We start from the raw sequence: 20,738 nt of genomic DNA, 5'->3' as shown, positions 1-20,738 counted from the left end.
ACGCCGCCCGTCACTCAGGCCAAGCCCCCCTCTTCCCGGCTCTGCCTCTTGCGACAGATAAGGGAAGGCCCGAGCCCAGCTGCACTTAAGCCTCAAGCCAGGCTCGCCTCTTCCCACCCCTGCTTCTTGCGATAAATAGTCGAGGGGCTGATCTCCAGCAGCGCCGCCGCCTTGGGGATGTTGCCGTCACAGCTGGCGATGGCCTGCTCGATGGCCTCCTTCTCCACCAGCCAGAGCGGGCGCACCGGCAGAGCGGTCTGCACGGGCTCGGCCAGGATCTCGTGGGTCGCCTCAACAGCAGCAGGCACCGCAAGCGCACGGCCGCCGTTGAGCGGCGGTGGCAGTATATCCTTGCTCACCAGTTCGCGATCGTTGAGCACCACTATGTTGCGCACCACGTTCTGCAGCTCGCGCACATTGCCGGGCCAGGGGTAGTCGAGCAATATCCGCACAGTGTCGGCATCGAAATCCTTGAAGCGCTTGTGCTCCTCCTTGGCATATCGCAGCAGGAGGTCGCGCGCCAGCAGCAGTATGTCTTCGCCGCGCTCCCGCAGTGGCGGCAGAGAGAGCGGAATCACGTGCAGACGGTAGTAAAGATCCTCGCGAAAACGCCCCGCCTTGACCTCCACCAGGGGATCCCGGTTGGTGGCGCAGACGAAGCGCACATCCACCGACTCCACCTTGCCGCTGCCGACCCGCTGCAGGGTACCGGTCTGGATGAAGCGCAGCAGCTTGCTCTGCAGGTCGAGATCCATCTCGCAGATCTCGTCGAGGAACAGGGTGCCACCGTCCGCCAGGCTGGCCGCCCCCTTACGATCCCCCTGGGCGCCGGTGAACGATCCCTTCACATGACCGAAGATCTCGCTCTCCATCAGATCGTGGGGAATGGCGGCGCAGTTGAGCGCGATGAAAGGCTGATCCCGGCGCGGACTGCACTGGTGGATGGCCTCGGCACACACCTCCTTGCCGGTGCCGCTCTCCCCCGTGATGAACACGGTCGCCTTGCTCGGCGCCGCGCTCTCTATGATGCGATAGACAGCCTGCATCGCCATGGAGGCGCCGATGAAGCCCGCAAAGGAGCTGCGCTCGAAGTTCTCCCGATACTGGGCCACCAGCGAGCTGAGCTGCTGGTGCTTGAGGGCGTTGCGCGCCGTGGCACACAGCCGCTTGCCATCGAACGGCTTGGTCAGGAAATCGAAGGCACCGCAGCGCATCGCCTCCACCGCCACGTCCACCGAGCCGTGGGCGGTGATCACCACCACCGAGCAGGGCAGTTGCTGCTCGGTGATCTGCTGCAGTATGGCCATGCCGGACATATCGGGCAGTTCGAGATCGAGCAGCACCACTGGGGGCGGGCTGGCCAGCAGCTGCGCCAGTGCCTGCTGACCGCAATCGGCCAGCACTACGTCATAGCCATCCTGAACCAGGTACTGCTCATAGACGACGGCCAGACTGCGGGTATCTTCCACCAGCAGGACACGGGGTTTGCTTTCAGCCACGAGATCCATCCTTGCGATTGATTTTGTTGTCTATTCTGGGGGTTAGACGCCATACACTCAAGACGGGCTCTCAGCTTTCTCCCGCCACCCACTGCGCCACACAAGCAAAAACGGCTCCCTGGGGAGCCGTTTTCATCGCGTTTACCGCTTATTTCTTCGCGTCGTCGCCTTCGGCGGTCGGCTTTTCGATGGCCAGCAGCTCGACGTCAAATACCAGCACGGCGTTGGCCGGGATGGAGCCTGCACCGTGCTCGCCATAGGCCAGCTTGGACGGCAGGAAGAACTTGAACTTGGAACCGACCGGCATCAGCTGCACGCCTTCGGTCCAGCCCGGGATCACCTGGTTCAGCGGGAAGGTGGCCGGCTCGCCGCGATCGACGGAGCTGTCGAACTTGGTGCCATCGGTCAGGGTACCGGTGTAGTGCACCTTGACGATGTCGGTGGCCTTCGGCTTGGCGCCGTCACCCAGCTTCTCGACCTGATACTGCAGGCCGGATTCGGTGCTCTTTACGCCCTCTTTCTTGGCGTTGGCGGCCAGGTACTCTTCACCCTTCTTCAGGTTTTCCACCGCATCCTTGTCGGCCTTGGCCTTGGTCAGCTCGTTGATCTTGGCGTCGTATTCCTGCAGGACCTTCTGGATCTCCTCGTCAGTCATGCCAGCTTCCTTGCCCAGACCGTCGGTCACCCCCTTGAGGATGACGCTGTTGTCCAGCTTGATGCCGAGCTCCTGCTGACGCTCCAGAGTATTGGCGATATAACGACCCATGGAGAGGCCGATCGCATAGCCGGATTGCTCTTCAAAGCTCTTGGCTGCTGCCTTGGGAGCCTCTGCCGGCTTGCTGGCTTCTGCCTTGACCTCTGCGGTATTGGCAGCAGGCTTCTCATCTTTTTGGCAAGCAGTCAGACCCACGGCAACGGCCGCAGCCAACAGGGACACCTTCAGAAAATTGTTCATCAGTTTCTCCAAAACTCTAAATACCGCTCTCGGTTCCTTCGTGAAATGAGAGGTTTATCGTGATAAGCGCCTTATACTAACGCCGTGATCGCAGGTAACGAAAGCATGAGACAGGAAAAATGATCAAAAGTGCCATTTATCTCATCGGTATTTGCCTGATGCTGACGGGATGCGAACAGAGCTCACTTCCCGGCCAACAGATCCGCCTCGCCAACCAGGGCTTGCTGAGTGCGGATCTCGCCAGTTCCGGCAAGCAGGCCATCGTCTCCAGCCTGGGCCAGGGCACCGTGGTGTGGGATCTGGAACAGGGCAAGGAGCGCTGGCGCTGGCGTCAGAGCGATGATCAGGAGGAGTTCGTCACCCTCACCCGCTTCTCCCCGGACGACAGCCACGCCATCACCGCCACCCAGCGCACCTTTGCCATTTGGCGCCTGCAAGATGGTCGATCTCAAGGCTACTATTCCCTTCCTGAATCCAGCCTGAGGGATGCGGCGCTCTCGGCCGATGGTCGTCTGGTGCTGATCGGCCGCGAAGATGGCAAGGCGGAGCTGGTGGACACCCGCACCGGGCGCAGGTTGCAGTTCCTCGGCCATACCGAGCAGGTCAACACGGTGGATCTCTCCGCCAATGGCCGCTACGCCCTCACCGGCGGCAACGATTACAGCGCCTATCTGTGGGATACCCGCACCGGCCAGGTGGTATGGCGTTTCAACCACGGCGGCCGGGTGGTGATGGCGAGGCTGGATCCGGCGGGGCGCTTCGCCTTCACCGCCGACAGCCGCCAGGCCAGCATCTGGGATCTCAAGACTGGCAAGGAGGTGAGCCGGCTGCAGTTCGCGCACCGTTTCGAGGTCTACACCAGCGCGCGCTTTGCCAACGACGGCAACTGGCTCATCACCGGCGCCCCCTCACGTCAGCTCTCTCTGTGGCGGGTGAGCGATGGCAGCCTGTTGCAAAGCTGGCGCGTCTCTCCTCATCCCAAGGTGAAACCACCGAGCGCTGTGGTCTATGGCGTGGCTTTGCGCGACAATGGCCACCTCGTCAGCGCCAGCTCCAGTGGCCTGGCCGAAATCTGGACTATCAAGTAAGGACCAAAAGGCCCATGAGTCAGCAAGTTAACGATCGTCTCGAGACCCTGGAAAGCCGTCTCGCCTATGCCGAATACACGGTGGAGCAGCTCAACGAAGAGGTCACCACCCAGGGCCGTGAACTCGACCGGCTCAAGCATCAGATCCAGCTACTGGTAGACAAGCTGCAAAGCGTGCAGCCGAGCCAGATAGCCAGCATGGCCGAAGAGACGCCGCCCCCGCACTACTGAGTGCAACGCCATAAAAAAACCCGCACGCAGCGGGTTTTTTCATCTTGCCAGTCGGCAGATCAGTGGTGATGGCCCTTGCCACCGCAACCACCGCCGCCACAGCAACCGCCATGACCCTGCTCGTCGCCGTGGTCATGACCGTGATCGTGGCCGTGACCGCCGCAGCAACCGCCGTGGTCATGGTCGTGATCGTGACCGTGGTCATGGCCATGATCGTGACCGCAGCCACCGGCACCGTGCACGTGGCCGTGAGCCAGCTCTTCGGCGGTCGCGGCACGCACGTCCTTGATCTCGACCTTGAAGCCCAGGGTCACACCGGCCAGCGGATGGTTGCCATCCACCTTGATGAACTCTTCGGAGACTTCGATGACGGTCACCGGACGGTGGCCATCGTCGGTCTCGGCCACAAAAGTATCCCCTTCAGACACTTCCATGCCATCGAACAGCTCGCCGGGCACTTCTTGCACCAGGTTCTCGTCATACTCGCCATAGGCCTGGTTCGGCGTCAGGGTGACGTCGAACGCCTCGCCCACACTGCGGCCTTCCAGCTCGGCTTCGAGGCCGGAGACCAGATAACGGGTACCGTGCAGATACACCAGAGGCTCTTTACCGACAGTGGTGTCGATGACTTCACCGTGTTCGTCGGTGACCGTGTATTCCAGCGTAACCACGCTCAGGGGAGCTACTTTCATGTCAGGGATCCTGCGGATAGAAAAAAACGGGCCCAGAATACCTTAAAAAGGTGGCCAAGCATATGATCTGCCCCGCTCCGCCATGCTGAAAAAGTCAGCAGTCCAGAACGAGCCTTGCCCCACCCCGGGTATTATCAAGAGGCCCCTCACTGGAGGCGAAACACCTTAACAGCGATTCAGCCTCGCGGATGGCCTGGTCCACCCCGGCCATCCGGCGGTACGTCATTCGGGACGAAAGACGCCTATGACCTGTTCGGCCTCGCGGGTCGCCTTGTCCACCTCGGCCTGGGTCTGCACCTGGGTATCCCCGCAGTCGACACAGGTCACCTTCTCGACTCCATGCTCCATATACAGCATCATGGTGTCCATCTTGCCGCACGCCGGGCAAACCGCACCGGCAATGAAGCGCTTTTTACGTCTGGTTTCCATTTTTGTTACCTCCAGGCAGCATCATATCAGGGTTTTTACATGCATCACGCCATCGAATATCAGCATTTTTCCACTCCTTGCCTGCAGGTCGGCCCCCGCAAACGCTCCCCCCTGGGTCAGCTGCTGCGCGTCACCCGAGGTGCGGCGCTGCTGAGACTCGGCTCCCATGAGCTGTTGCTGACGGCGGGCAGCCACTTCTGGCTGTGCGCCGATGCCCTCGCCGCCTTCACCCCCCTGGCGGGTTGTCAGCATGATTTGCTGACCTGCTCGGTGCGGGTGGCGCAACCGGCCCAGGCTGGCTGGTTGCAACCCACCCCGCTGATGGACGCCCTGCTGGACAGTCTGGCCAGCTGGTCCAGGCCCCGTGACTGGCAAGAGGCCTATGGCCACCGGCTGCGGGTCATCGGGGACGAGTTGCAGGCGTGTGCCATCCTGGCGCAGACAGATCAGCCGCTGCAAGCCGCCTGGCGCGCCCTGGCCGGCCAGTCGGAAGGCAGCACAGCGGCCTGGCAGGCTTGCCTCGCCCAGCGGGGCATCGTGGATCCCGCCCTGACGGCCGATGCACTCGGTGCCCAGTGGCAGTTGCTGCAAGGGGTACGCCTGCTCAGAAGTGGCAGCAAGCCGGCCCAGGTCGTGGCAAAGCTCGGCTACCAGGATGAACAGGCTTTGGCGCAGGCGTGCCAGCACTGGCTCGGGCTGACGCTGGAGGCGGTGGCCTCCGCCCAGTGAACCGGACGAGAAAATAAATGAGGGTGACAGGGTCCAGTTTTGAGGCTCGCGGTCGCTAATAACCGTTAATAACAACGGCATCATCCTGGTCACCACCCTCTATGCTGAACACCAGATTGACCGTCACCGATTAGATCAACAGGACATCCGCCATGACGAGCAAGGCCAACCAATCCCAGGGCATGTTGCTGTTTCACCTCTCAGCCAGGCAATCCTTCGCCATCGGCACCCTCAAGGTGAAGGAGATAGTCCCCTACACCCAGCTCACCGCCCTGCCCCATTCGCACCCGACCGTGCTCGGGGCGGCCAGCATGCGGGGCACCACCATCCCCGTGATCGACATGGCGATGGCGGTAGGCTATCGCCCCATCAGCCGGGAGGAGATGCCCAGTTGTTTCATCATCATCACGGATTGCCGCCGCACCCTGGTGGGTTTCCTGGTACGGGGCATCGACAAGATCACCGAGTGCAACTGGCGCGACATCGAGCCGCCGCCCCCTTCCCTCGGTCAGAACGTCTTCGTCACCGGGGTGACCAAGGTGGGGGATCAGCTGATCCAGCTGCTGGACGTGGAGCTGATCCTGTCCCGGGTCTATCCAGACGATCCCAGCCACCTCTACCCCGTGCTGACCGATGTGCAGCGTGAACGGCTCAAGCCGATGCGGATCCTGCTGGTGGACGACTCCTCCGTCGCCCGCCGCCAGCTGATGGCGGCCCTCGATTACATCAACATTCCCTACGAGGTGTGCACCAACGGGCGCGACGCGCTCAGCCTGATGCAGTCCAAGGTCGCTCAGGGCAGCCGGATCGACATCCTGGTGAGCGACATCGAGATGCCGGGGCTGGACGGTTACGAGCTCGCCTTCGAGGTACAGAGCGATCCCAGACTGGCGGAGGCTTACATCATCCTGCACACCTCCCTCTCCAGCGAGATCAGCGTGGAGCGTGCCCATCAGGTCGGCGCCCACGAGGCACTGACCAAGTTTGAAGCCAACGAGCTGATCCAGGCCATGCTGCGCGGCGCCGAACACCACGATCGCCTGCCCGTCTGACACCGCGGCGGGCCATGGGCCCGCTGCCTGTTTCCTCTTCTCCCCGAGTCGTTGCATGCTGACAGAAAGCCACTTTCACGCCCCCTGGTGGGCCCGCAATCCCCACCTGCAAACCATCTTGCCGAAGTGGCTGCGCCGCGCGCCGGCCCGCTTCATCCCGGAACGGTTCGAACTCGCGGATGGGGACTTCGTCGATCTCGCCTGGAGCGGGCCCATCAGCCCGGATGAGCGGCCACTGCTGGTGCTGTTTCACGGCCTGGAGGGCAGCATTCACTCCCACTATGCCAAGGGACTGTTTGCCCATCTGCAGCGGCAAGGGAACGACGCCGTGTTGATGCATTTTCGGGGGTGCAGCGGCGAGCCGAACCGGCTGCTGCGAGCCTACCACTCCGGCGCCATCGAGGATGCAGAGGCGGTGATCGCCGAGCTGGGTCGCCGTTTTCCCGGCAAGCCACTGATCGCCATCGGTTATTCTCTGGGGGGCAACATGCTGGTCAATCTGCTGGCGCGGGCTTGTCCGGATGAACTCACCGCCGCCGTGGTGATCTCGGCCCCCCTGCAACTGGCGAGCTGCGCCGACAGGGTCAATCAGGGATTCTCACGGGTGTATCAAAGCTACCTGCTGCGCACCATGCGAGCCAATCTGCAGAGCAAGATCCGCCATCAAGCCGCAGCCCAGTCCCGCTGGCAACCGCAGCAGGTCGACCGTATCGCCACCCTGCGCGACTTTGACGAGCAGGTCACGGCCCCGCTCCATGGCTTCGACAGCGCCGATCACTACTATCAGACCTGCTCCGGGCTTGGCCTGCTGGCGCGTATTCCCATCCCGACCCTGGTGATCCATGCCGCCGACGACCCCTTCATGACGCAGGCCGTGATCCCCACACCGGAACAGCTTTCCCCCCTGGTGCGCTACGAGCTGAGCCGGTGCGGTGGCCACGTGGGTTTCCTGCACGGTACGCCCTGGCGCCCCCGCTTCTGGCTGGAGGAGCGGATCAGCCAATGGCTGCGGGAGCAGACTCAGGATGCGAGCCGGTAGCCGTTGCGCCCCTCTTCCTTGGCCTGGTAGAGAGCACCATCGACCCGCTCGAGCAGCATGACCAGGCTCTCTCCCTGACGCCATTGGGCAATCCCCTGGCTCAGGGTGAGATGGGGAGCCACATCTGAGCCTTCGTGGGGCAACGCCCTGGCGGCCAGGGTAGAACGAATACGCTGCGCAACCCGTTCACCGGCGGCCAGATCTGTCTCCTGCAGCAGCACCACGAACTCTTCTCCCCCATAACGCGCCACCAGATCGCCGGGCTCACGCACGCTCTCCTCCAGGCACTCGGCCACCAGGATCAGGCATTCGTCCCCAGCCTGATGGCCGTAACGATCGTTGTATCGCTTGAAGAAATCCACATCGAGCAGGATCACCGTGAGCGGCACCTCCAGCGTTGTACCCTGTGCGATGGCGTGCTTGCAGACCCGATCGAAATGACGGCGGTTGGCAAGCCCGGTCAGGGGATCCCGATGGGCCATGGCATCCATCTTGCGAGCGAGCACCAGATTGTCGTGCTCGCGCAACACCGCCAGTTCGAACCAGCCGTTGAGCATGCGCCGCCCGGTCTCCAGAACGATCAACAAGCTCCCACCAGCCAGCCAGTACACGGTGACGGACGGCACCATCACCCAGCGCTCCTGAAACAGCAGAAAAATAAGAAGCGGGGCACTCAGGCTGTAGAAAACACGCCACTCGCTGTAGAAGGCGATCAGGGCCGTCAGCAGCAACAGGCTGACGATATTGAATGCCAGGCTAAACCCCCTGGGCTCGATGGTAGCAATGGCATAGGCCATCAGAGCCCAGGCCAGTCCCCACAACATGGCGCAACCCCAGAGCCAGGGCTGCCATCTCGATGTTCCCTGGCGAGAGCACCAGCGCCAGACCAGGGGAGTCAGCACGCTGGCCAGGATCACCAGGCCTATCTGCCACTCATACCCCCAGGGCAGTCCAGCGATCGCCACCTGCCGGGCATCCTGATACATATAGAAGCGAGCCAGCAGATAGAGGCTCGGCAGCTGGCTGGTGGCCCAGAACCAGCGCAGCCCCGCGCTCAGGGCGTGCCGACGCGCATCCTGAAGATGCTGGTCGACGTGACTGGTTGGGTGACGCTGTTCAACTGATGACATGAAAACCCTCGCGCAGGTCCAGATAAACTCCTTGCGCTTGCCGGTCAGACACCGACAATATCCGCATCGCTATGACTGAAGATGAAATCATGATTATCCCTTGGCAAGAACTGGATCCAGATACCCTCAACAACCTGCTCGAGCATTTCGTGCTGCAAGAAGGCACCGAATACGGCGAGCAGGATGTCAGCCTAGCCGACAAGGTCGAGGAGGTCAGACAGCAATTACTACAAGGTAGTGCCGTGCTGGTCTACAGCGAGTTGCATGAAAGTGTCAACGTCGTGCCAAAGACGCATTTGAGCAATGCGCCCGCCGACGATCTCCGGCAGGAATGACCCACGATCTGAACGGCATCAGGCTCAGCCACCCGGGGTAAAGGCGGGAGAATGTCACGCTGGAGAATGCGGTCACCTCATCCGCAGTCTGACGCGCTTCACACACAGTTATGTTATGCCCCCATTTGGCAATGTCAGCCCCGCCAGGGCGCCTGCACATGGAGGGCGACGGGGATCATGGTACAGCCGGGTCATGAAGGCGCACTTGACCGCACTTTGAACCTGCCTTTATAACGGAACTCCCAAGGAAGAGAGAATTCTATGTCGGCCAAGCATCCCATCATTGCGGTTACCGGTTCCTCCGGTGCCGGCACCTCCACCTCCACCAACGCCTTCCGCTCCATGTTCCACCAGCTCGGATACAAGGCGGCCGTGGTCGAGGGGGACAGTTTTCATCGCTATACAAGGCCCGAGATGGACGTGGCGATCCGCAAGGCGCGCGAGCAGGGACGCCACATCAGCTACTTCGGCCCCGAGGCCAACGACTTCGGCCTGCTGGAATCCTTTTTCCAGGAGTACGGCCAAAGCGGCAGCGGCCAGTACAGGCGCTATCTGCACAGCTTCGACGAGGCGGTCCCCTTCAACCAGATGCCGGGCACCTTCACCCCCTGGCAGGCGTTGCCGGGGGAGACGGACCTGCTGTTCTACGAAGGGCTGCACGGCGGCGTGGTGACCGGCGAACACAACGTGGCCCGTCACGTGGACTTTCTCATCGGCGTGGTGCCCATCGTCAACCTGGAGTGGATCCAGAAGCTCATTCGCGACACCTCTGAGCGCGGCCACTCCCGGGAGGCGGTGACCGACTCCATCGTCCGCTCCATGGATGACTACATCAACTTCATCACCCCGCAGTTCTCCCGCACCCACATCAACTTCCAGCGCGTGCCGACGGTGGATACCTCCAACCCCTTCAGCGCCAAGGTGATACCCAGCCTGGACGAGAGTATGCTGGTGATCCGGTTTCGGGGCATCAAGCAGGTGGACTTCCCTTACCTGCTGTCGATGATCGACGGGGCCTTCATGTCCAGAATGAACACCATAGTGGTGCCGGGGGGCAAGATGGGTTTCGCGATGGAGCTGATCCTGCGCCCCCTGATCCAGCAACTGTTAGAAACCGGCAAGATTACCTGAGCCAAGGAGCTTATGATGCGCGGTGCACTTCTCTCATTCACACTGGCAGCCCTGCTGGGCGGTTGCAGCGCGGGCCCTGCCGCCCCCACTGTCGAGACGGGGACCATGGTGGTACGCCCGGCAGACAACTGGCCCTACGGGGCGACGCCACGCTATGCGCTGGCGGAGCAGTTCCAGTACGCGGGCAACAGCGCAGCACCCTGGCTGGAGCCGGTGCAACGAGCCGTAACCCAGACGCTCGATGGCAAGGGTTGGCGCAGTGTGCCCCTGGATGAAGCCGACGTCTGGGTCGCCATCGGAGTGGCAGGCAGCCAGGACATGAGTGATGGGGAGATATTTTCCCGCCTCGGCATGACCCCAGGCCTGAATGCCGCCGCCGATGCGCGCAAGGGCACCCTGGCCATACTGCTGATCGACAGGCGCACCCAGCAAAGTGTCTGGAGCAGTGCCATCCAGCTCGCCAGCGACGTGCCCATCGCCGAGGATGCCCGCAGCCAGCTGAGCCAGCAGCTCGCCGCTCAACTCCTCGGCTCCCTGCCCGCCCAATGAGCACCCCATAACAAAACGGCCTGCGTCAAGCAGGCCGTTTTGCATACACGCCGTTGCCACGGCATGGCGATTACTTCAGCTCGCAGGTCAGCTGGGTCACACCACTCTTGATCAGGGTGGCCTGCTTGCCCTGTTGGGAGAAGGTGGTCACCCCATCGGAATAGCTGGCGGTCTCTTTGGGCGACTCGATGCGACCCAGCTTGTAATACACCCCGGCATAAGGGAACTGCACCATGTCGGCCTGGGCATCATAGGTGATGGCCAACAACTCTTCCCCGCATTGATACTGACTGTATTGATACTGGGTGGGCTGCGGCATGCTGCAGGCGGCCAGTCCGAACAGGGGAAGCAACATCATCATTTTTTTCATCGCACTTTCCTTATGTCATGGCGTTATCTACGGGACAAACTACAACTATCAAGCTTCAAGAATTTGATAACTATGGGTAATTTCTACCGCTTTTTCCAACATCAGGGACACTGAACAGTACTTTTCCATCGACAAGTCGACCGCGCGGGCCACCTGTTTCTCGGCCAAGCCCTTGCCGGTCACGACGAACTTGAGGTGGATCTTCTCGAACACCCGAGGCACCGAGTCGGCACGGGCCCCTTCCAGCTCCACATGGCAGGCGGTCACGCTCTGGCGCGCCTTCTCCAGAATGGAGACCACGTCGATGGAGCTGCACCCACCGACAGCCAGCAGGATCATCTCCATCGGGCTGGCACCTTCGCCCGGGTTGGCGCCGTCCAGCGTCACCTGATGACCGGACTCGCTCTCGCCCACAAACTTCATGCCTTCCACCCAGCTGACCTTGGCTTTCATCTCACTTTTCCTCTCAATGACGACGGTTCTGACGCCCATAGCATACCTCAAGCAGGGGTCGAGTGGCACATGCCCGTCACCTTGCGCCACCCCCTGCTTCATGACCGTCTCACCCGGCACCGCGACTTGTTCCGAAACCACGGCAGACCCTGAAGGAAATAGATCGAAATCAACATCTCTCCCCCCCTTCTTGCCTAGAATGGCCCGAATGGCGCAGCAGATCGATGCACAGAGATGGACAGCAAAGTCCCAAAGCCTTGTCAGCACAGACAAAGGCTCTTATTCTACTGCGACCAAAGACTAAGGAATGGCAAGCTTGGCAACTTGCCTGGACGCACAGTCCATAAAAATGACACTACAGAGGAAGTCTCATGATCATTGGCAAACCGCAAAGCGATCCCACCCTCGAGTGGTTCTTGTCGCATTGCCACATTCATAAGTATCCCGCCAAGAGCACCCTTATTCATGCCGGTGAAAAAGCGGAAACCCTCTACTACATCGTCAAGGGTACCGTCGCCGTCCTGATCAAGGATGACGAGGGCAAGGAGATGATCCTCTCCTACCTGAATCAAGGGGATTTCCTGGGCGAGATGGGGATGTTCGAAGAGAACGAGAATCCGGAGCGTTCCGCCTGGGTACGTGCCAAAGGTGCCTGTGAAGTCGCCGAGATATCCTACAAGAAGTTCCGCCAGCTGATCCAGGTCAACCCGGACATCCTGTTGCGCCTCTCCGGCCAGATGGCCAAGCGCCTGCAGCACACCAGCCAGAAGGTCGGCAACCTCGCCTTCCTGGACGTGACCGGCCGGATTGCCCAGACCCTTCTGAACCTGGCCAAGCAGCCAGACGCCATGACCCACCCGGATGGCATGCAGATCAAGATCACCCGTCAGGAGATCGGCCAGATCGTCGGCTGCTCTCGTGAAACCGTCGGCCGCATCCTCAAGATGCTGGAAGAGCAAGAGCTCATCTCCGCCCACGGCAAGACCATAGTGGTGTTTGGCACCCGCTGACCGGGTTCCCTGACGGCTCAGCACAGGGCCGTTGGATAAAAAAGGCTGCCACGGCAGCCTTTTCTGATCGTCTCCCCTATAATCCCGCACGCCCTTCCCCGGCCTCAACCAAGCGAGTGTGTATGCATCTTCAATGTCCCCTGTGCCGCAGCCCCCTGCATCTTCATGAAGCCTCCCGCGGGGTCTATTGCGACAACAAGCACCATTTCGATCCGGCCCCGGAAGGTTATCTGGATCTCATTCCGGGCAAGAAGGATCCCAAGGACAGCGACAGCCGGGCCCTGCTGCGTGCCAAGCGCCGCTTCCTGGAGCAGGGACACCAGCTGCCCCTGGTGGAGGCCATGGCAACCCTGCTGGCGCCGCTCGGCGAGCGCGAGCTGATCCATCTCGGCTGTGGTGAGGGGTACTACTGCCGCGCCCTGGCAGAACGCCTGCCGGGCTGGCAGTTTGGCGGCATCGATCTGGCCAAGAACGCCATCTTCGCCGCCAACAAGGCGCAACCCGACGGCCATTTCGTCATCGCCGATCCGGCCAAGGCACCGCTGCTGGCCGGCTCCGCCCAGGTGCTGCTGGTCAACGATCTCAAGATCAAGACAGAGCTGCTGGTCAGCCTGCTGACGCCGGGTGGCTACCTGCTCCACCTGCAACCCGGTCCGCGCCACCAGTGGCAACTGAGAGTCAGCCTCAACCCGGTGAGCATGGAGCACCCCCTCAGCTGGCCGGCCCTGGCAGGGCTTACGCCCGTAGAGCGGCAACGCTGCCAGTTCTCCATGACCATGGATCAGACTCTGCGCGCCCATGTGCTGGAAACCAGTCGTCTCGGCTGGCGCGCCGGCGGTGAGCAGCGTCACGCCTTCACCCACCAGGGGCCGGACGAGCTGGAGCAAGATCTGCTGTTGAGCCTGTGGCAAAAACCCCTCTGAACCCCATGGAAAAAGGCCCGTACGGGCCTTTTTTCATGGGCGTCTCTTACTCGAGAGGACGTCCGTTGACGGTGAAGGAGAGATCCGCCTCCGGTGCCGAGATGGGCCTCTGAACCAGGGTCTGGGCGGCGCAGATCACGGCGGCGTCCAATGGCTCGCTGGCCGTGGGCACGTTGACATGGAACTTGTTCATCAAGTTGGCGTTCAGGCGATGATTGGCCAGCCGGAAGTGCAGCAGGCCCTCGCGGGTCTCCACCTGCAGTTGGCAATCCCCTGCCCCGGACCGCTCGCCGTCATCACCATAGCTGAAGCCGTAGGCACCGTGCAGGGCCGGATAGAGGTAGCTCGGCAACAGCCCGCGAGGATCGTAATACCCCACCAGGGTGGTCACCGGCACGCCGAATGCCTGCGGCTTGCGCGGAGTCCGTGGATCCACCACAGGCCCTTCGTTCCAGCGGCTGCCGTCCGAGGTGTAGCTCTTCTTGAAGCCACGGGAGACGGTGATCTGCTGGCCATTGACGAAGAGGATGCTGTTGTAGCTGGCAGCGTGATCCACGGTCAGTATGCGCCCCGCATTCCCGGCTGCGGCTGGCGGCGCCTGGATGTTGCGCGTCCAGTTGCCATCCCACATGGCTACCTTGACCAGATCATATTCCGTCAGCAGGGCCGCCAGCTTTGCCTCGCTCAGATCGTTGATGGGCGCGCTGATCTGCTCCAGCTGCTCCACCCTGTGCTGGTAGGGCAGCATGGTGGCGGTGGCGGCATCCCACTTGCTAAACCCGGTCGGGGAAGCGGCATCGAACACCGCCTTGCTCTCGAGGAAGCGCTGGATGATGGCGGCCGAGTTCGGGGTATAGAGGGTGAAGCGGTTGAAGCCGGAAAAGGGCGAGCCACCCGCCATGGCATCAAAACCGAACGGGTGGCCCTCGAAAGGCGCCTGGCACTGGCCGTCGAGACAGGCACTCTGACCGCTGCGGCTGGCGCCGAAGTTGGGAATGAAGCGATTGCGATCCCCATCCCAGCCCCAGCTCGAATTGACCGCCTCCGCGCTGCGGTGTACGGATCCCAGGAAGCCGCCGACGTAATGACCGAGACCATAGTTGTGGCCCACCTCGTGGCTGAATTCGTTGCCAAGGGAGTTGTCGAGGGTGACGATCCCGCCCCCGCCCGAGCCGCCGTGCACCTGGATGCCGTTGGCGTACTTGCCACGGCTGTTATGGGCCGCCAACTGGGCGACCACATAGGGATGGCTGCTTTCCCCCTCGCCGGCGGTGCTGTTGATGCCGTAGTTCGCGTTGTCTATCCCGTGGGAGATCAGCTCCTTGCCGATACGTTGGCGCATGGTGCCGGTGTGCCAGCCCCCCTCGCTCGGGTCAAAGTCGGTGAGCAGGGTGCCATTTGGCAGCATCACCTCCGGCAGCGACAGGGGGGCATACTGGCTGACGATGAGCCGACTGGTGGGCACCGTCTGGAAATATTCCCGATGGGCCTCGGCATCCCTGGCGAAGGCAAACTGATTGCGGGGCGTGGTCAGCATGCCGATGTCGATGGTGTGGATGAGCAGCTCGCTCGGGGCCCCAACCTGCAGATCCACCAGTTCACCGCTCTGCGTCCCCTGACTCAATTGCAGGCTCAGGCCAGGCTGGATCCAGTCGGCTGGCAGCACGGCGCTCCAGGCGTCGGTCGCATAGCGGATGCCGTTGTTCTCGAGCTCCCCGTCCCTGATCCACTGGCCATTGACGAACTTGAACTGCAACGTCTGACCACGGGAGAGCGTCACCTGACGGCCACTGTAGCGCACCGTCGAGTTGTAGCCCGCATTGGAGCTTGCACGTACCATCTTGCCCTCCAGGGCGGCCCCCTCTGGCAGATAGATATCCCTGACCCAGCGGCCATCAGCGGTCTGCACCTCCACCAGTGCATGCTGCCCCAGGCGATCGCTCAGCAGGGCTGCCGTGGTGTCATTCAGCAGGGCCAGCTCGGCGCTGCTGCTGATGATAGTGGTGGTCCCCGCTCCCGGGGTGAAGTCGACCCCCTCCTCCGGCGAGCCATCGAGATAATAGGCCGTCTTCGGCAACTGCTCAGGCGGGTTGAGGCCGAGCGTCCCGAGCGTCTGCCCGGCGCCGTCTCGCGCCGTCACTGTCATCGGCACGCTGTCCCCGGCTTGCAAGGGCCTGACCAGCAGCAGGCTCTTGCGCAAGGCAGTCAACCTGGGCTGGCTGTCCCCCTCGGCGACATGGGCCGGCAGGATCTGGCTCTGGGCAAACTGGACCTGCGCCGCCAGCGTGCCTTGCAGATCGTTGGTCGGGGCCTGGGTATTGAAGGGCAAGGAGGGGGGAACCTGGACGGCGGCCAACAGGGGGCCACTCGCCAGGGCAGCCATGATCAGGCTGGCTAACGGTGTTTTTTTCATTGTTATGGTTCTCGTTGTGATGGGCATGTCCACATGCCCTGCTGTTGGAAGCCTGAAAGACGATCGGCACATCCGTCCACTGCACGTGACAGGGGCGGCCCGGCTAGTGCCGGGACCGCCCCAGAGACGCTTACCGACTCGGCGTCGTCCCCTCGCGCACCCCGGGATCCCCCGCAGCGATGCGGGCATTCAGGGTCTGGTGGATAGTCCGCCACTGGGATGCGAAGAAAATCCCCTCCTGACGACCGGCGGTCATGAGGTTGCTGCTGCGATAGGGATCCGTGTTACCCGTGTGCCATAGCCCCAGGTTATGACCCAGCTCGTGGGCCAGGGTCAGGGACTGACCCAGCTCGGTGGCGTTGCCTGGGCAGGCCGCGCGATAACCCGCCCGGGGGGGCGCGTCGTCCGGCCCTATCCCCATGGACGAACCGGCCCCGGAGCCGCTGCAGGCTCGCGCCGGATCCTTGTAACTGCGGATCACATAGAGGTTGGAGAAGACCTGCCCCCGGTTCGGGATCCAGCCCTCATCGAAGGGCGCCTCCCGCTCGGAGCGATCCGCCTCGTAGGATTCGCCGTCACCGTCCCGGTCCCACTCGTGCACCAGAACGCCGTTGTCGATCCAGCTGAGCTGGAGGTTGTAAGGGGCGTAGCGACGAGTGATATCGCGCTGGATCAACACGCCATCGTCCCACAGATGGGTCTGGGTCTCCCCCGGATAGGCGATGTAGCTGTAAGAGAGGGTCACCGCCTTGGGGGCAGTGATGACGAGACGCACGAGATCGACCCGCTCACCGTTGGCCAGGATCGCCAGGTTGGTCTCCCCGGCCTGCAGCCCGCTCAGCACCAGCCGATCTTCACCATCCCCCGGCTGGACCTGGAGTGTCGCCAGAGCCGGATCTGTGATGACATAGCTCAACGCCTGAGCTTCGGCCCCCGGCAACCTGCGGACATGGAGTACCTCCCCGCCGCCGGCGCTGCTCAACAACTTTTCTTTGAGAGGGCGGCTCAGGCCGGGGTCGAACGCCAGCCGGTTGGCAGGATCCGGCAGTACCTGGGCATGAGGATAGAGTGCCTGCTCCTGCACCCCTTCGGCGCCAAGCCAGAACTGGCCCGCCTCATTACGCTTGAAACCCTGCCTGTCGCTACCGGCCAGGTAGCGCAGGGTGAACTGGTAGTCCCGATCCGCCAGCACAGGGATGGGGGCACTGGGGGTGAAGGTGGTGCCACCGCTGAACGTCAGGGGACCGTCATAGAGCACCTCGCCACTGTCAGGATCCCTCAACAGAAGTGCGAACTGACGGTTGTTGCCACCCCAGTGTCCCTCCTTCACCTGGAATGTGCGAATGGACAGCCTCTCTCCCAGCAGCGGCAGGCTGTCTCCATTGATACGGAAGGGGCGGCTCAGCGCGTCGCCAACCACCATGAAGAGAGTGTCGTTGATGACGGGACCCTCATCCCAGAGCGTCCCCAGCACAAGCCCCCTGGCGGGCAACTCGCGCGCTGGATCATAAATGGTCACCGGCAACGAGAAGGTGGTGGTGATGCTCCCCCACCCCTTGAAACCATCCTCTGCGGGCAGACCATCGTCCTTGACCTGGTACTGGGCCACATAGCTGCCCGGCACCTGGGTATTGACCGTGCTTTCTGGCTGATGCGAGCCGTGAGATCGCCATCCTCGGCATCCCAGGCCGTCAGCAGGGGGGAAAAGGTCGCCCCCAGTGGCAGCATCTGGGCAAAATTGTTGACCAGCCCCTCCTGGCTGTAGATCTGGGGCGTGCTGTTGTCCTTGCGAAATGCCCCCGTGGTACTGCTCTGCTGGGCCATCGCCAGCGGCGCAAGCAGCACCCAGCCGAGCAGGGGAACACTCGCCCGCAACAGGGTGTGATGATTCTTCATGGGGTCTGTCCTTCATAGGGAATAAATGCTGAGGCATTCTTGTTGCGATGGCAGGGCCGTTGGCCCTGTCAGTGAAAAAGGGTGAGAAGGGATGGGGCCAGGCCCCATCCCGGATGGCTTGTCAGTTACAGCTGGCCACCCCCTGATCCACCCAGACCGCGGCCTTGCCGGGTTCATCGCCCTTGGTCCAGTACTGGGCCTTCCACTTGCGCCCGTTGTGGTTGGTGAGGTCACCGGCGTTGTAGGCCACACCCGCGTTCCAGCCGAGCTGCACCGGGCTTATCAGCTTCCACTGATCCGCCGTCTGGCTTGGCTCGTTGCCCTGGGTCCAGTACTTGGCCTGCCACACCAACTGGTTGTGGCTCACCTTGGTCTCGGCGTTGTAAACGGTGCTGGCGTTCCAGGCCGGCCAGTTGGCCGCCTCCGGATCGCTTGCCTCACAACCACCACCGGTGCTGACCGGCTTGACGGTGAGGCGGGTAGCGGCACTGGCGTCAAGGGAACCGTCTGTGACCACCAGGGTCAGGTCATAAGCGGTGTCGCTGGTGACGCTCGGACCCGTGACCACCAGGGTGGCACTGTCCTGGCCGGTGGCGGTAAGACCCGCTGGCAGGCTCCACTGATAGCTCAGGGTGTCACCGTTCGGATCGGATGCCGTGGCCTGGATGGTCACCTGCTTGCCGGACTCGACGCTGGCACTGGCCGGGACGCTGACCACGGGCGGCAGGTTGGGCTGCGGCGCCTTGTTGGTCACCACCACCTGATCCTTGGCGGTGAGGCCCTGATCGTCGGTGACGGTCAGCTCGAACACCAGGTTGACGTCGGCACTGACGGCGTCCAACACCACGCGGGCCTTGGCCTGGGTGGCATCGAGCAGGCTGGCCTGGGGGCCAGAGACCTGCTTCCAGCTGTGGGTCAGCACTCCGTTTTCCGGATCATGGGAGGCGGAGCCGTTGAGAGTCACCTCGGTCGGGCCGGTGACACTCAGATCGCTGCCGGCATTGGCCAGTGGCGGCTTGTTCGCCGGTGGCAGGGTGCCCTCGCCATGGCCCAATCCCTCGTGCATGGCGTTGAGGATGTCGCCGTTGTCCGCATCTATCTCCCAGGCAAACAGGCCGCCGAGCTGGTTCGCCAGCACGTACTGCCCCTTGGCCTTGACCGAGCGATCGTTGTCGAAGCTGATGAGATCGCCGCTGCTGGCCTTGAAGACATAGGGGGCCTCGGCCACCTCGTCATAGCCCTGCTCCCAGCCAGCGCCCATGCGGTTGTTGACGATGTCGCGGTAATCCACCACGCCGTTCTCCCAGGTGCCGGTTACCGGCCCGGTGGCGGTGCCGGTGAAGGGGTTGCCAGTCTGATAGCCGTTCACCCCGGTCCAGCCACGACCATACATGGCGGCGCCGACCACTATCTTGCCCGGCGTCACACCCTGATCCAGCAGTGCCCTGACGCCCTTGTCGGTGGTGTACTTGGTAGCCGGATCCCAGCTGGATGCAAAGAGGTTGGTCTGGTGGGCCAGGTTGTTCAGGTCGAAGGCGCCACTGAAGTCGTAGCTCATCAGGAAGATGTGGTCCATGTACTGCTGGGCCGCCTGATAATCCACCTTGGCAATCTTGTCACCGCCGGCGCTGATGGCCGAAGTGAGCTCATACTGGCGCCCAGTCTCGGCCTCCAGCTCGTCGAGCATGGCGCGCAGTTCCTGCATCAGCACCACATAGGTGGCGCCATCGCTCGGACCGCCCAGGCTGGGGTTGGCGCCCTGGCCGCCCGGGAACTCCCAGTCGATGTCCACGCCGTCGAAGAACTTCCAGGTCTGCAGGAACTCCTTGACCGAGGCGACGAAGGTGTCGCGCTTGGTCTTGTCCCCCAGGAAGTAGAAGGGATCGGAGAGGGTCCAGCCCCCGACCGAGGGCAGGATCTTGAGGTCAGGACGGGCCTGCTTGAGCGCCATCAGGTTGCCGAAGTTGCCCTTGTAGGGCTCATCCCAGGCGCTGAGGTTGCCCTGGGACATCTGGATCGCCGCCCAGGGATCGTGGATGGACACCTTGAAGTCCTCGCGACCGGCACAGGAGCGCTGCAGCGCCTCGAAGCTGCCGGAGATCTCTTTGAGGCTGTCGTTGATGCCGTTGCCGCCGCAGATGGGGGTGAAGCCATAGAGGATGTGAGTCAGGTTCTGGGCCGGGATCTTGTCGACGGTGAACTTGCGACCATAGACCCCCCATTCCACGTAGTAGGCACCCACCACCTTGCCGGACTTGTTGGCGTAGGGCTTGTTGTTCTCTTGCAGCGGTGCATTGAGCGGCGCCAGATGGCTGCCGTCGGTATCGGCGACCACCAGTTCCTTCTTGTCGGAGAGCGTGCAGCCGTCGGCGTTGCACAGGGCCACCTGCATCTGGTAGCGCCCTCCCTTGGTCACCTTGAAGTTGGCGGTACCCGCGGCAGAAGCCGGACCTGACCACACCTCATTGCCATCGAGCAGCACCTTGGCGGTCTGACCCACGTCACCGGACCAGAGGTTCCAGGTCACGCTGACCGGGGCACCATCCTTGTGGACGGTCACCAGCTGGTTGTAGGCCGAGGCGGATTGATTGACTTCGACGATGGCGAACTTGGTGGGGCCCGAGCCGATGGTGGGTTTGCCCGGGGCAGCGGCGAAGGCGGAGGTAGCGCAGAGCCCCCCGACAAGGAGCGCCAGCAGGGAAAGTTTTGGACTTAACATATTTGAACTTCCTTATTTCGTTATTGGAATTAACAACGAAAAAGGCAACGCAACCTGACAGGTAACGCAGACATCATCGCAACCATGGCTTGGCCC

Annotated in this window: 20 protein-coding genes; 10 read left to right on the top strand and 10 right to left on the bottom strand. The window is 62.4% G+C overall.

Annotated features, from left to right (window positions below; all coding sequences use genetic code 11):
• Positions 1-92 precede the first annotated feature (92 nt).
• Positions 93-1,499, bottom strand: a complete 1,407-nt coding sequence (locus tag KW824_RS09790) for a sigma-54 dependent transcriptional regulator (protein ID WP_218409670.1) — start codon at positions 1,497-1,499, stop codon at positions 93-95.
• A gap of 148 nt (positions 1,500-1,647) precedes the next feature.
• Positions 1,648-2,454, bottom strand: coding sequence for an FKBP-type peptidyl-prolyl cis-trans isomerase (fkpA, locus tag KW824_RS09785; protein ID WP_041207073.1), 807 nt, complete (start codon positions 2,452-2,454; stop codon positions 1,648-1,650).
• Positions 2,455-2,573: 119 nt separating this feature from the next.
• Between fkpA and KW824_RS09780 the strand changes: the two genes are divergently transcribed.
• Together KW824_RS09780 and KW824_RS09775 are read left to right on the top strand one after the other, a co-directional pair.
• Entirely contained in the window at positions 2,574-3,542 is a 969-nt protein-coding gene (locus tag KW824_RS09780) for a WD40 repeat domain-containing protein (protein ID WP_218409669.1), read from the top strand.
• Positions 3,543-3,556: 14 nt separating this feature from the next.
• Complete coding sequence (locus KW824_RS09775; protein WP_005330500.1) at positions 3,557-3,772, top strand: SlyX family protein; 216 nt, start codon at positions 3,557-3,559, stop codon at positions 3,770-3,772.
• A 59-nt stretch (positions 3,773-3,831) separates the two neighbouring features.
• On the opposite strand, the gene KW824_RS09770 is transcribed toward KW824_RS09775, so the two are convergent.
• Together KW824_RS09770 and KW824_RS09765 are read right to left on the bottom strand one after the other, a co-directional pair.
• Positions 3,832-4,464, bottom strand: a complete 633-nt coding sequence (locus tag KW824_RS09770) for a peptidylprolyl isomerase (protein ID WP_043133000.1) — start codon at positions 4,462-4,464, stop codon at positions 3,832-3,834.
• 222 nt (positions 4,465-4,686) lie between these two features.
• Complete coding sequence (locus KW824_RS09765; protein WP_033130616.1) at positions 4,687-4,893, bottom strand: YheV family putative zinc ribbon protein; 207 nt, start codon at positions 4,891-4,893, stop codon at positions 4,687-4,689.
• 39 nt (positions 4,894-4,932) lie between these two features.
• On the opposite strand from KW824_RS09765, the gene KW824_RS09760 reads away from it, so the two are divergent.
• The 3 genes from KW824_RS09760 to KW824_RS09750 all read left to right on the top strand — a co-directional run bounded on the left by KW824_RS09760 (position 4,933) and on the right by KW824_RS09750 (position 7,713).
• Positions 4,933-5,622: a hypothetical protein gene (locus KW824_RS09760; protein WP_218409668.1), complete on the top strand. Its 690-nt coding sequence runs from the start codon at positions 4,933-4,935 to the stop codon at positions 5,620-5,622.
• A 152-nt stretch (positions 5,623-5,774) separates the two neighbouring features.
• Positions 5,775-6,674, top strand: a complete 900-nt coding sequence (locus tag KW824_RS09755) for a chemotaxis protein CheV (RefSeq protein WP_218409667.1) — start codon at positions 5,775-5,777, stop codon at positions 6,672-6,674.
• A 55-nt stretch (positions 6,675-6,729) separates the two neighbouring features.
• Positions 6,730-7,713, top strand: coding sequence for a hydrolase (locus KW824_RS09750; RefSeq protein ID WP_218409666.1), 984 nt, complete (start codon positions 6,730-6,732; stop codon positions 7,711-7,713).
• Here the strand turns inward: KW824_RS09750 and KW824_RS09745 are convergent.
• Positions 7,695-8,843 (bottom strand): GGDEF domain-containing protein, encoded by a 1,149-nt coding sequence (locus KW824_RS09745; RefSeq protein ID WP_218409665.1) that lies wholly within the window; start codon positions 8,841-8,843, stop codon positions 7,695-7,697. The two genes, KW824_RS09750 and KW824_RS09745, sit on opposite strands and share 19 nt — an antisense overlap.
• A gap of 89 nt (positions 8,844-8,932) precedes the next feature.
• On the opposite strand from KW824_RS09745, the gene KW824_RS09740 reads away from it, so the two are divergent.
• The 3 genes from KW824_RS09740 to KW824_RS09730 all read left to right on the top strand — a co-directional run bounded on the left by KW824_RS09740 (position 8,933) and on the right by KW824_RS09730 (position 10,858).
• On the top strand, positions 8,933-9,178 hold the full coding sequence (locus tag KW824_RS09740; protein ID WP_043133008.1) for a YheU family protein: 246 nt from the start codon (positions 8,933-8,935) through the stop codon (positions 9,176-9,178).
• A gap of 261 nt (positions 9,179-9,439) precedes the next feature.
• The gene (locus tag KW824_RS09735) at positions 9,440-10,309 is read left to right on the top strand and encodes a phosphoribulokinase (protein WP_005330514.1); all 870 of its coding nucleotides are present in this window, start codon (positions 9,440-9,442) and stop codon (positions 10,307-10,309) included.
• A gap of 15 nt (positions 10,310-10,324) precedes the next feature.
• The gene (locus tag KW824_RS09730; RefSeq protein ID WP_171272500.1) at positions 10,325-10,858 is read left to right on the top strand and encodes a DUF4136 domain-containing protein; all 534 of its coding nucleotides are present in this window, start codon (positions 10,325-10,327) and stop codon (positions 10,856-10,858) included.
• Positions 10,859-10,928: 70 nt separating this feature from the next.
• Here KW824_RS09730 and KW824_RS09725 read toward each other — a convergent pair whose 3' ends face one another.
• Both KW824_RS09725 and KW824_RS09720 read right to left on the bottom strand, forming a co-directional pair.
• Positions 10,929-11,228 (bottom strand): hypothetical protein, encoded by a 300-nt coding sequence (locus KW824_RS09725; protein ID WP_005330517.1) that lies wholly within the window; start codon positions 11,226-11,228, stop codon positions 10,929-10,931.
• A 48-nt stretch (positions 11,229-11,276) separates the two neighbouring features.
• Positions 11,277-11,681, bottom strand: coding sequence for an OsmC family protein (locus tag KW824_RS09720; RefSeq protein ID WP_218409664.1), 405 nt, complete (start codon positions 11,679-11,681; stop codon positions 11,277-11,279).
• Between the two features lie 371 nt (positions 11,682-12,052).
• On the opposite strand from KW824_RS09720, the gene crp reads away from it, so the two are divergent.
• Entirely contained in the window at positions 12,053-12,691 is a 639-nt protein-coding gene (gene crp / locus KW824_RS09715; protein WP_025328082.1) for a cAMP-activated global transcriptional regulator CRP, read from the top strand.
• Positions 12,692-12,813: 122 nt separating this feature from the next.
• Positions 12,814-13,614: a putative RNA methyltransferase gene (locus KW824_RS09710; RefSeq protein ID WP_218409663.1), complete on the top strand. Its 801-nt coding sequence runs from the start codon at positions 12,814-12,816 to the stop codon at positions 13,612-13,614.
• Positions 13,615-13,660: 46 nt separating this feature from the next.
• On the opposite strand, the gene KW824_RS09705 is transcribed toward KW824_RS09710, so the two are convergent.
• From KW824_RS09705 to KW824_RS09695, 3 genes are all read right to left on the bottom strand, one after another.
• Positions 13,661-16,027 (bottom strand): M66 family metalloprotease, encoded by a 2,367-nt coding sequence (locus tag KW824_RS09705; protein WP_371316614.1) that lies wholly within the window; start codon positions 16,025-16,027, stop codon positions 13,661-13,663.
• A gap of 130 nt (positions 16,028-16,157) precedes the next feature.
• A complete protein-coding gene (locus KW824_RS09700; RefSeq protein WP_218409662.1) occupies positions 16,158-17,651 on the bottom strand; it encodes a hypothetical protein in 1,494 nt (497 codons plus the stop codon).
• Between the two features lie 393 nt (positions 17,652-18,044).
• On the bottom strand, positions 18,045-20,642 hold the full coding sequence (locus KW824_RS09695; protein WP_218409661.1) for a glycosyl hydrolase family 18 protein: 2,598 nt from the start codon (positions 20,640-20,642) through the stop codon (positions 18,045-18,047).
• Between the last annotated feature and the right edge of the window lie 96 nt (positions 20,643-20,738).

The organism is Aeromonas sp. sif0611, from assembly GCF_019218845.1.
In the GTDB taxonomy this organism is placed as follows: domain Bacteria; phylum Pseudomonadota; class Gammaproteobacteria; order Enterobacterales; family Aeromonadaceae; genus Aeromonas; species Aeromonas media.
The sequence above is the reverse complement of the archived record's forward strand: the minus strand, read 5'-3'. Positions and strand labels throughout refer to the sequence as shown.

Bases quoted from the DNA above. Each gene is read 5' to 3' on its own strand.
- fkpA (WP_041207073.1), bottom strand. From the start codon at position 2,454: ATGAACAATTTTCTGAAGGTGTCCCTGTTGGCTGCGGCCGTTGCCGTG.
- KW824_RS09780 (WP_218409669.1), top strand. From the start codon at position 2,574: ATGATCAAAAGTGCCATTTATCTCATCGGTATTTGCCTGATGCTGACG.
- KW824_RS09775 (WP_005330500.1), top strand. From the start codon at position 3,557: ATGAGTCAGCAAGTTAACGATCGTCTCGAGACCCTGGAAAGCCGTCTC.
- KW824_RS09770 (WP_043133000.1), bottom strand. From the start codon at position 4,464: ATGAAAGTAGCTCCCCTGAGCGTGGTTACGCTGGAATACACGGTCACC.
- KW824_RS09765 (WP_033130616.1), bottom strand. From the start codon at position 4,893: ATGGAAACCAGACGTAAAAAGCGCTTCATTGCCGGTGCGGTTTGCCCG.
- KW824_RS09760 (WP_218409668.1), top strand. From the start codon at position 4,933: ATGCATCACGCCATCGAATATCAGCATTTTTCCACTCCTTGCCTGCAG.
- KW824_RS09755 (WP_218409667.1), top strand. From the start codon at position 5,775: ATGACGAGCAAGGCCAACCAATCCCAGGGCATGTTGCTGTTTCACCTC.
- KW824_RS09750 (WP_218409666.1), top strand. From the start codon at position 6,730: ATGCTGACAGAAAGCCACTTTCACGCCCCCTGGTGGGCCCGCAATCCC.
- KW824_RS09745 (WP_218409665.1), bottom strand. From the start codon at position 8,843: ATGTCATCAGTTGAACAGCGTCACCCAACCAGTCACGTCGACCAGCAT.
- KW824_RS09740 (WP_043133008.1), top strand. From the start codon at position 8,933: ATGATTATCCCTTGGCAAGAACTGGATCCAGATACCCTCAACAACCTG.
- KW824_RS09735 (WP_005330514.1), top strand. From the start codon at position 9,440: ATGTCGGCCAAGCATCCCATCATTGCGGTTACCGGTTCCTCCGGTGCC.
- KW824_RS09730 (WP_171272500.1), top strand. From the start codon at position 10,325: ATGCGCGGTGCACTTCTCTCATTCACACTGGCAGCCCTGCTGGGCGGT.
- KW824_RS09725 (WP_005330517.1), bottom strand. From the start codon at position 11,228: ATGAAAAAAATGATGATGTTGCTTCCCCTGTTCGGACTGGCCGCCTGC.
- KW824_RS09720 (WP_218409664.1), bottom strand. From the start codon at position 11,681: ATGAAAGCCAAGGTCAGCTGGGTGGAAGGCATGAAGTTTGTGGGCGAG.
- crp (WP_025328082.1), top strand. From the start codon at position 12,053: ATGATCATTGGCAAACCGCAAAGCGATCCCACCCTCGAGTGGTTCTTG.
- KW824_RS09710 (WP_218409663.1), top strand. From the start codon at position 12,814: ATGCATCTTCAATGTCCCCTGTGCCGCAGCCCCCTGCATCTTCATGAA.
- KW824_RS09705 (WP_371316614.1), bottom strand. From the start codon at position 16,027: ATGAAAAAAACACCGTTAGCCAGCCTGATCATGGCTGCCCTGGCGAGT.
- KW824_RS09695 (WP_218409661.1), bottom strand. From the start codon at position 20,642: ATGTTAAGTCCAAAACTTTCCCTGCTGGCGCTCCTTGTCGGGGGGCTC.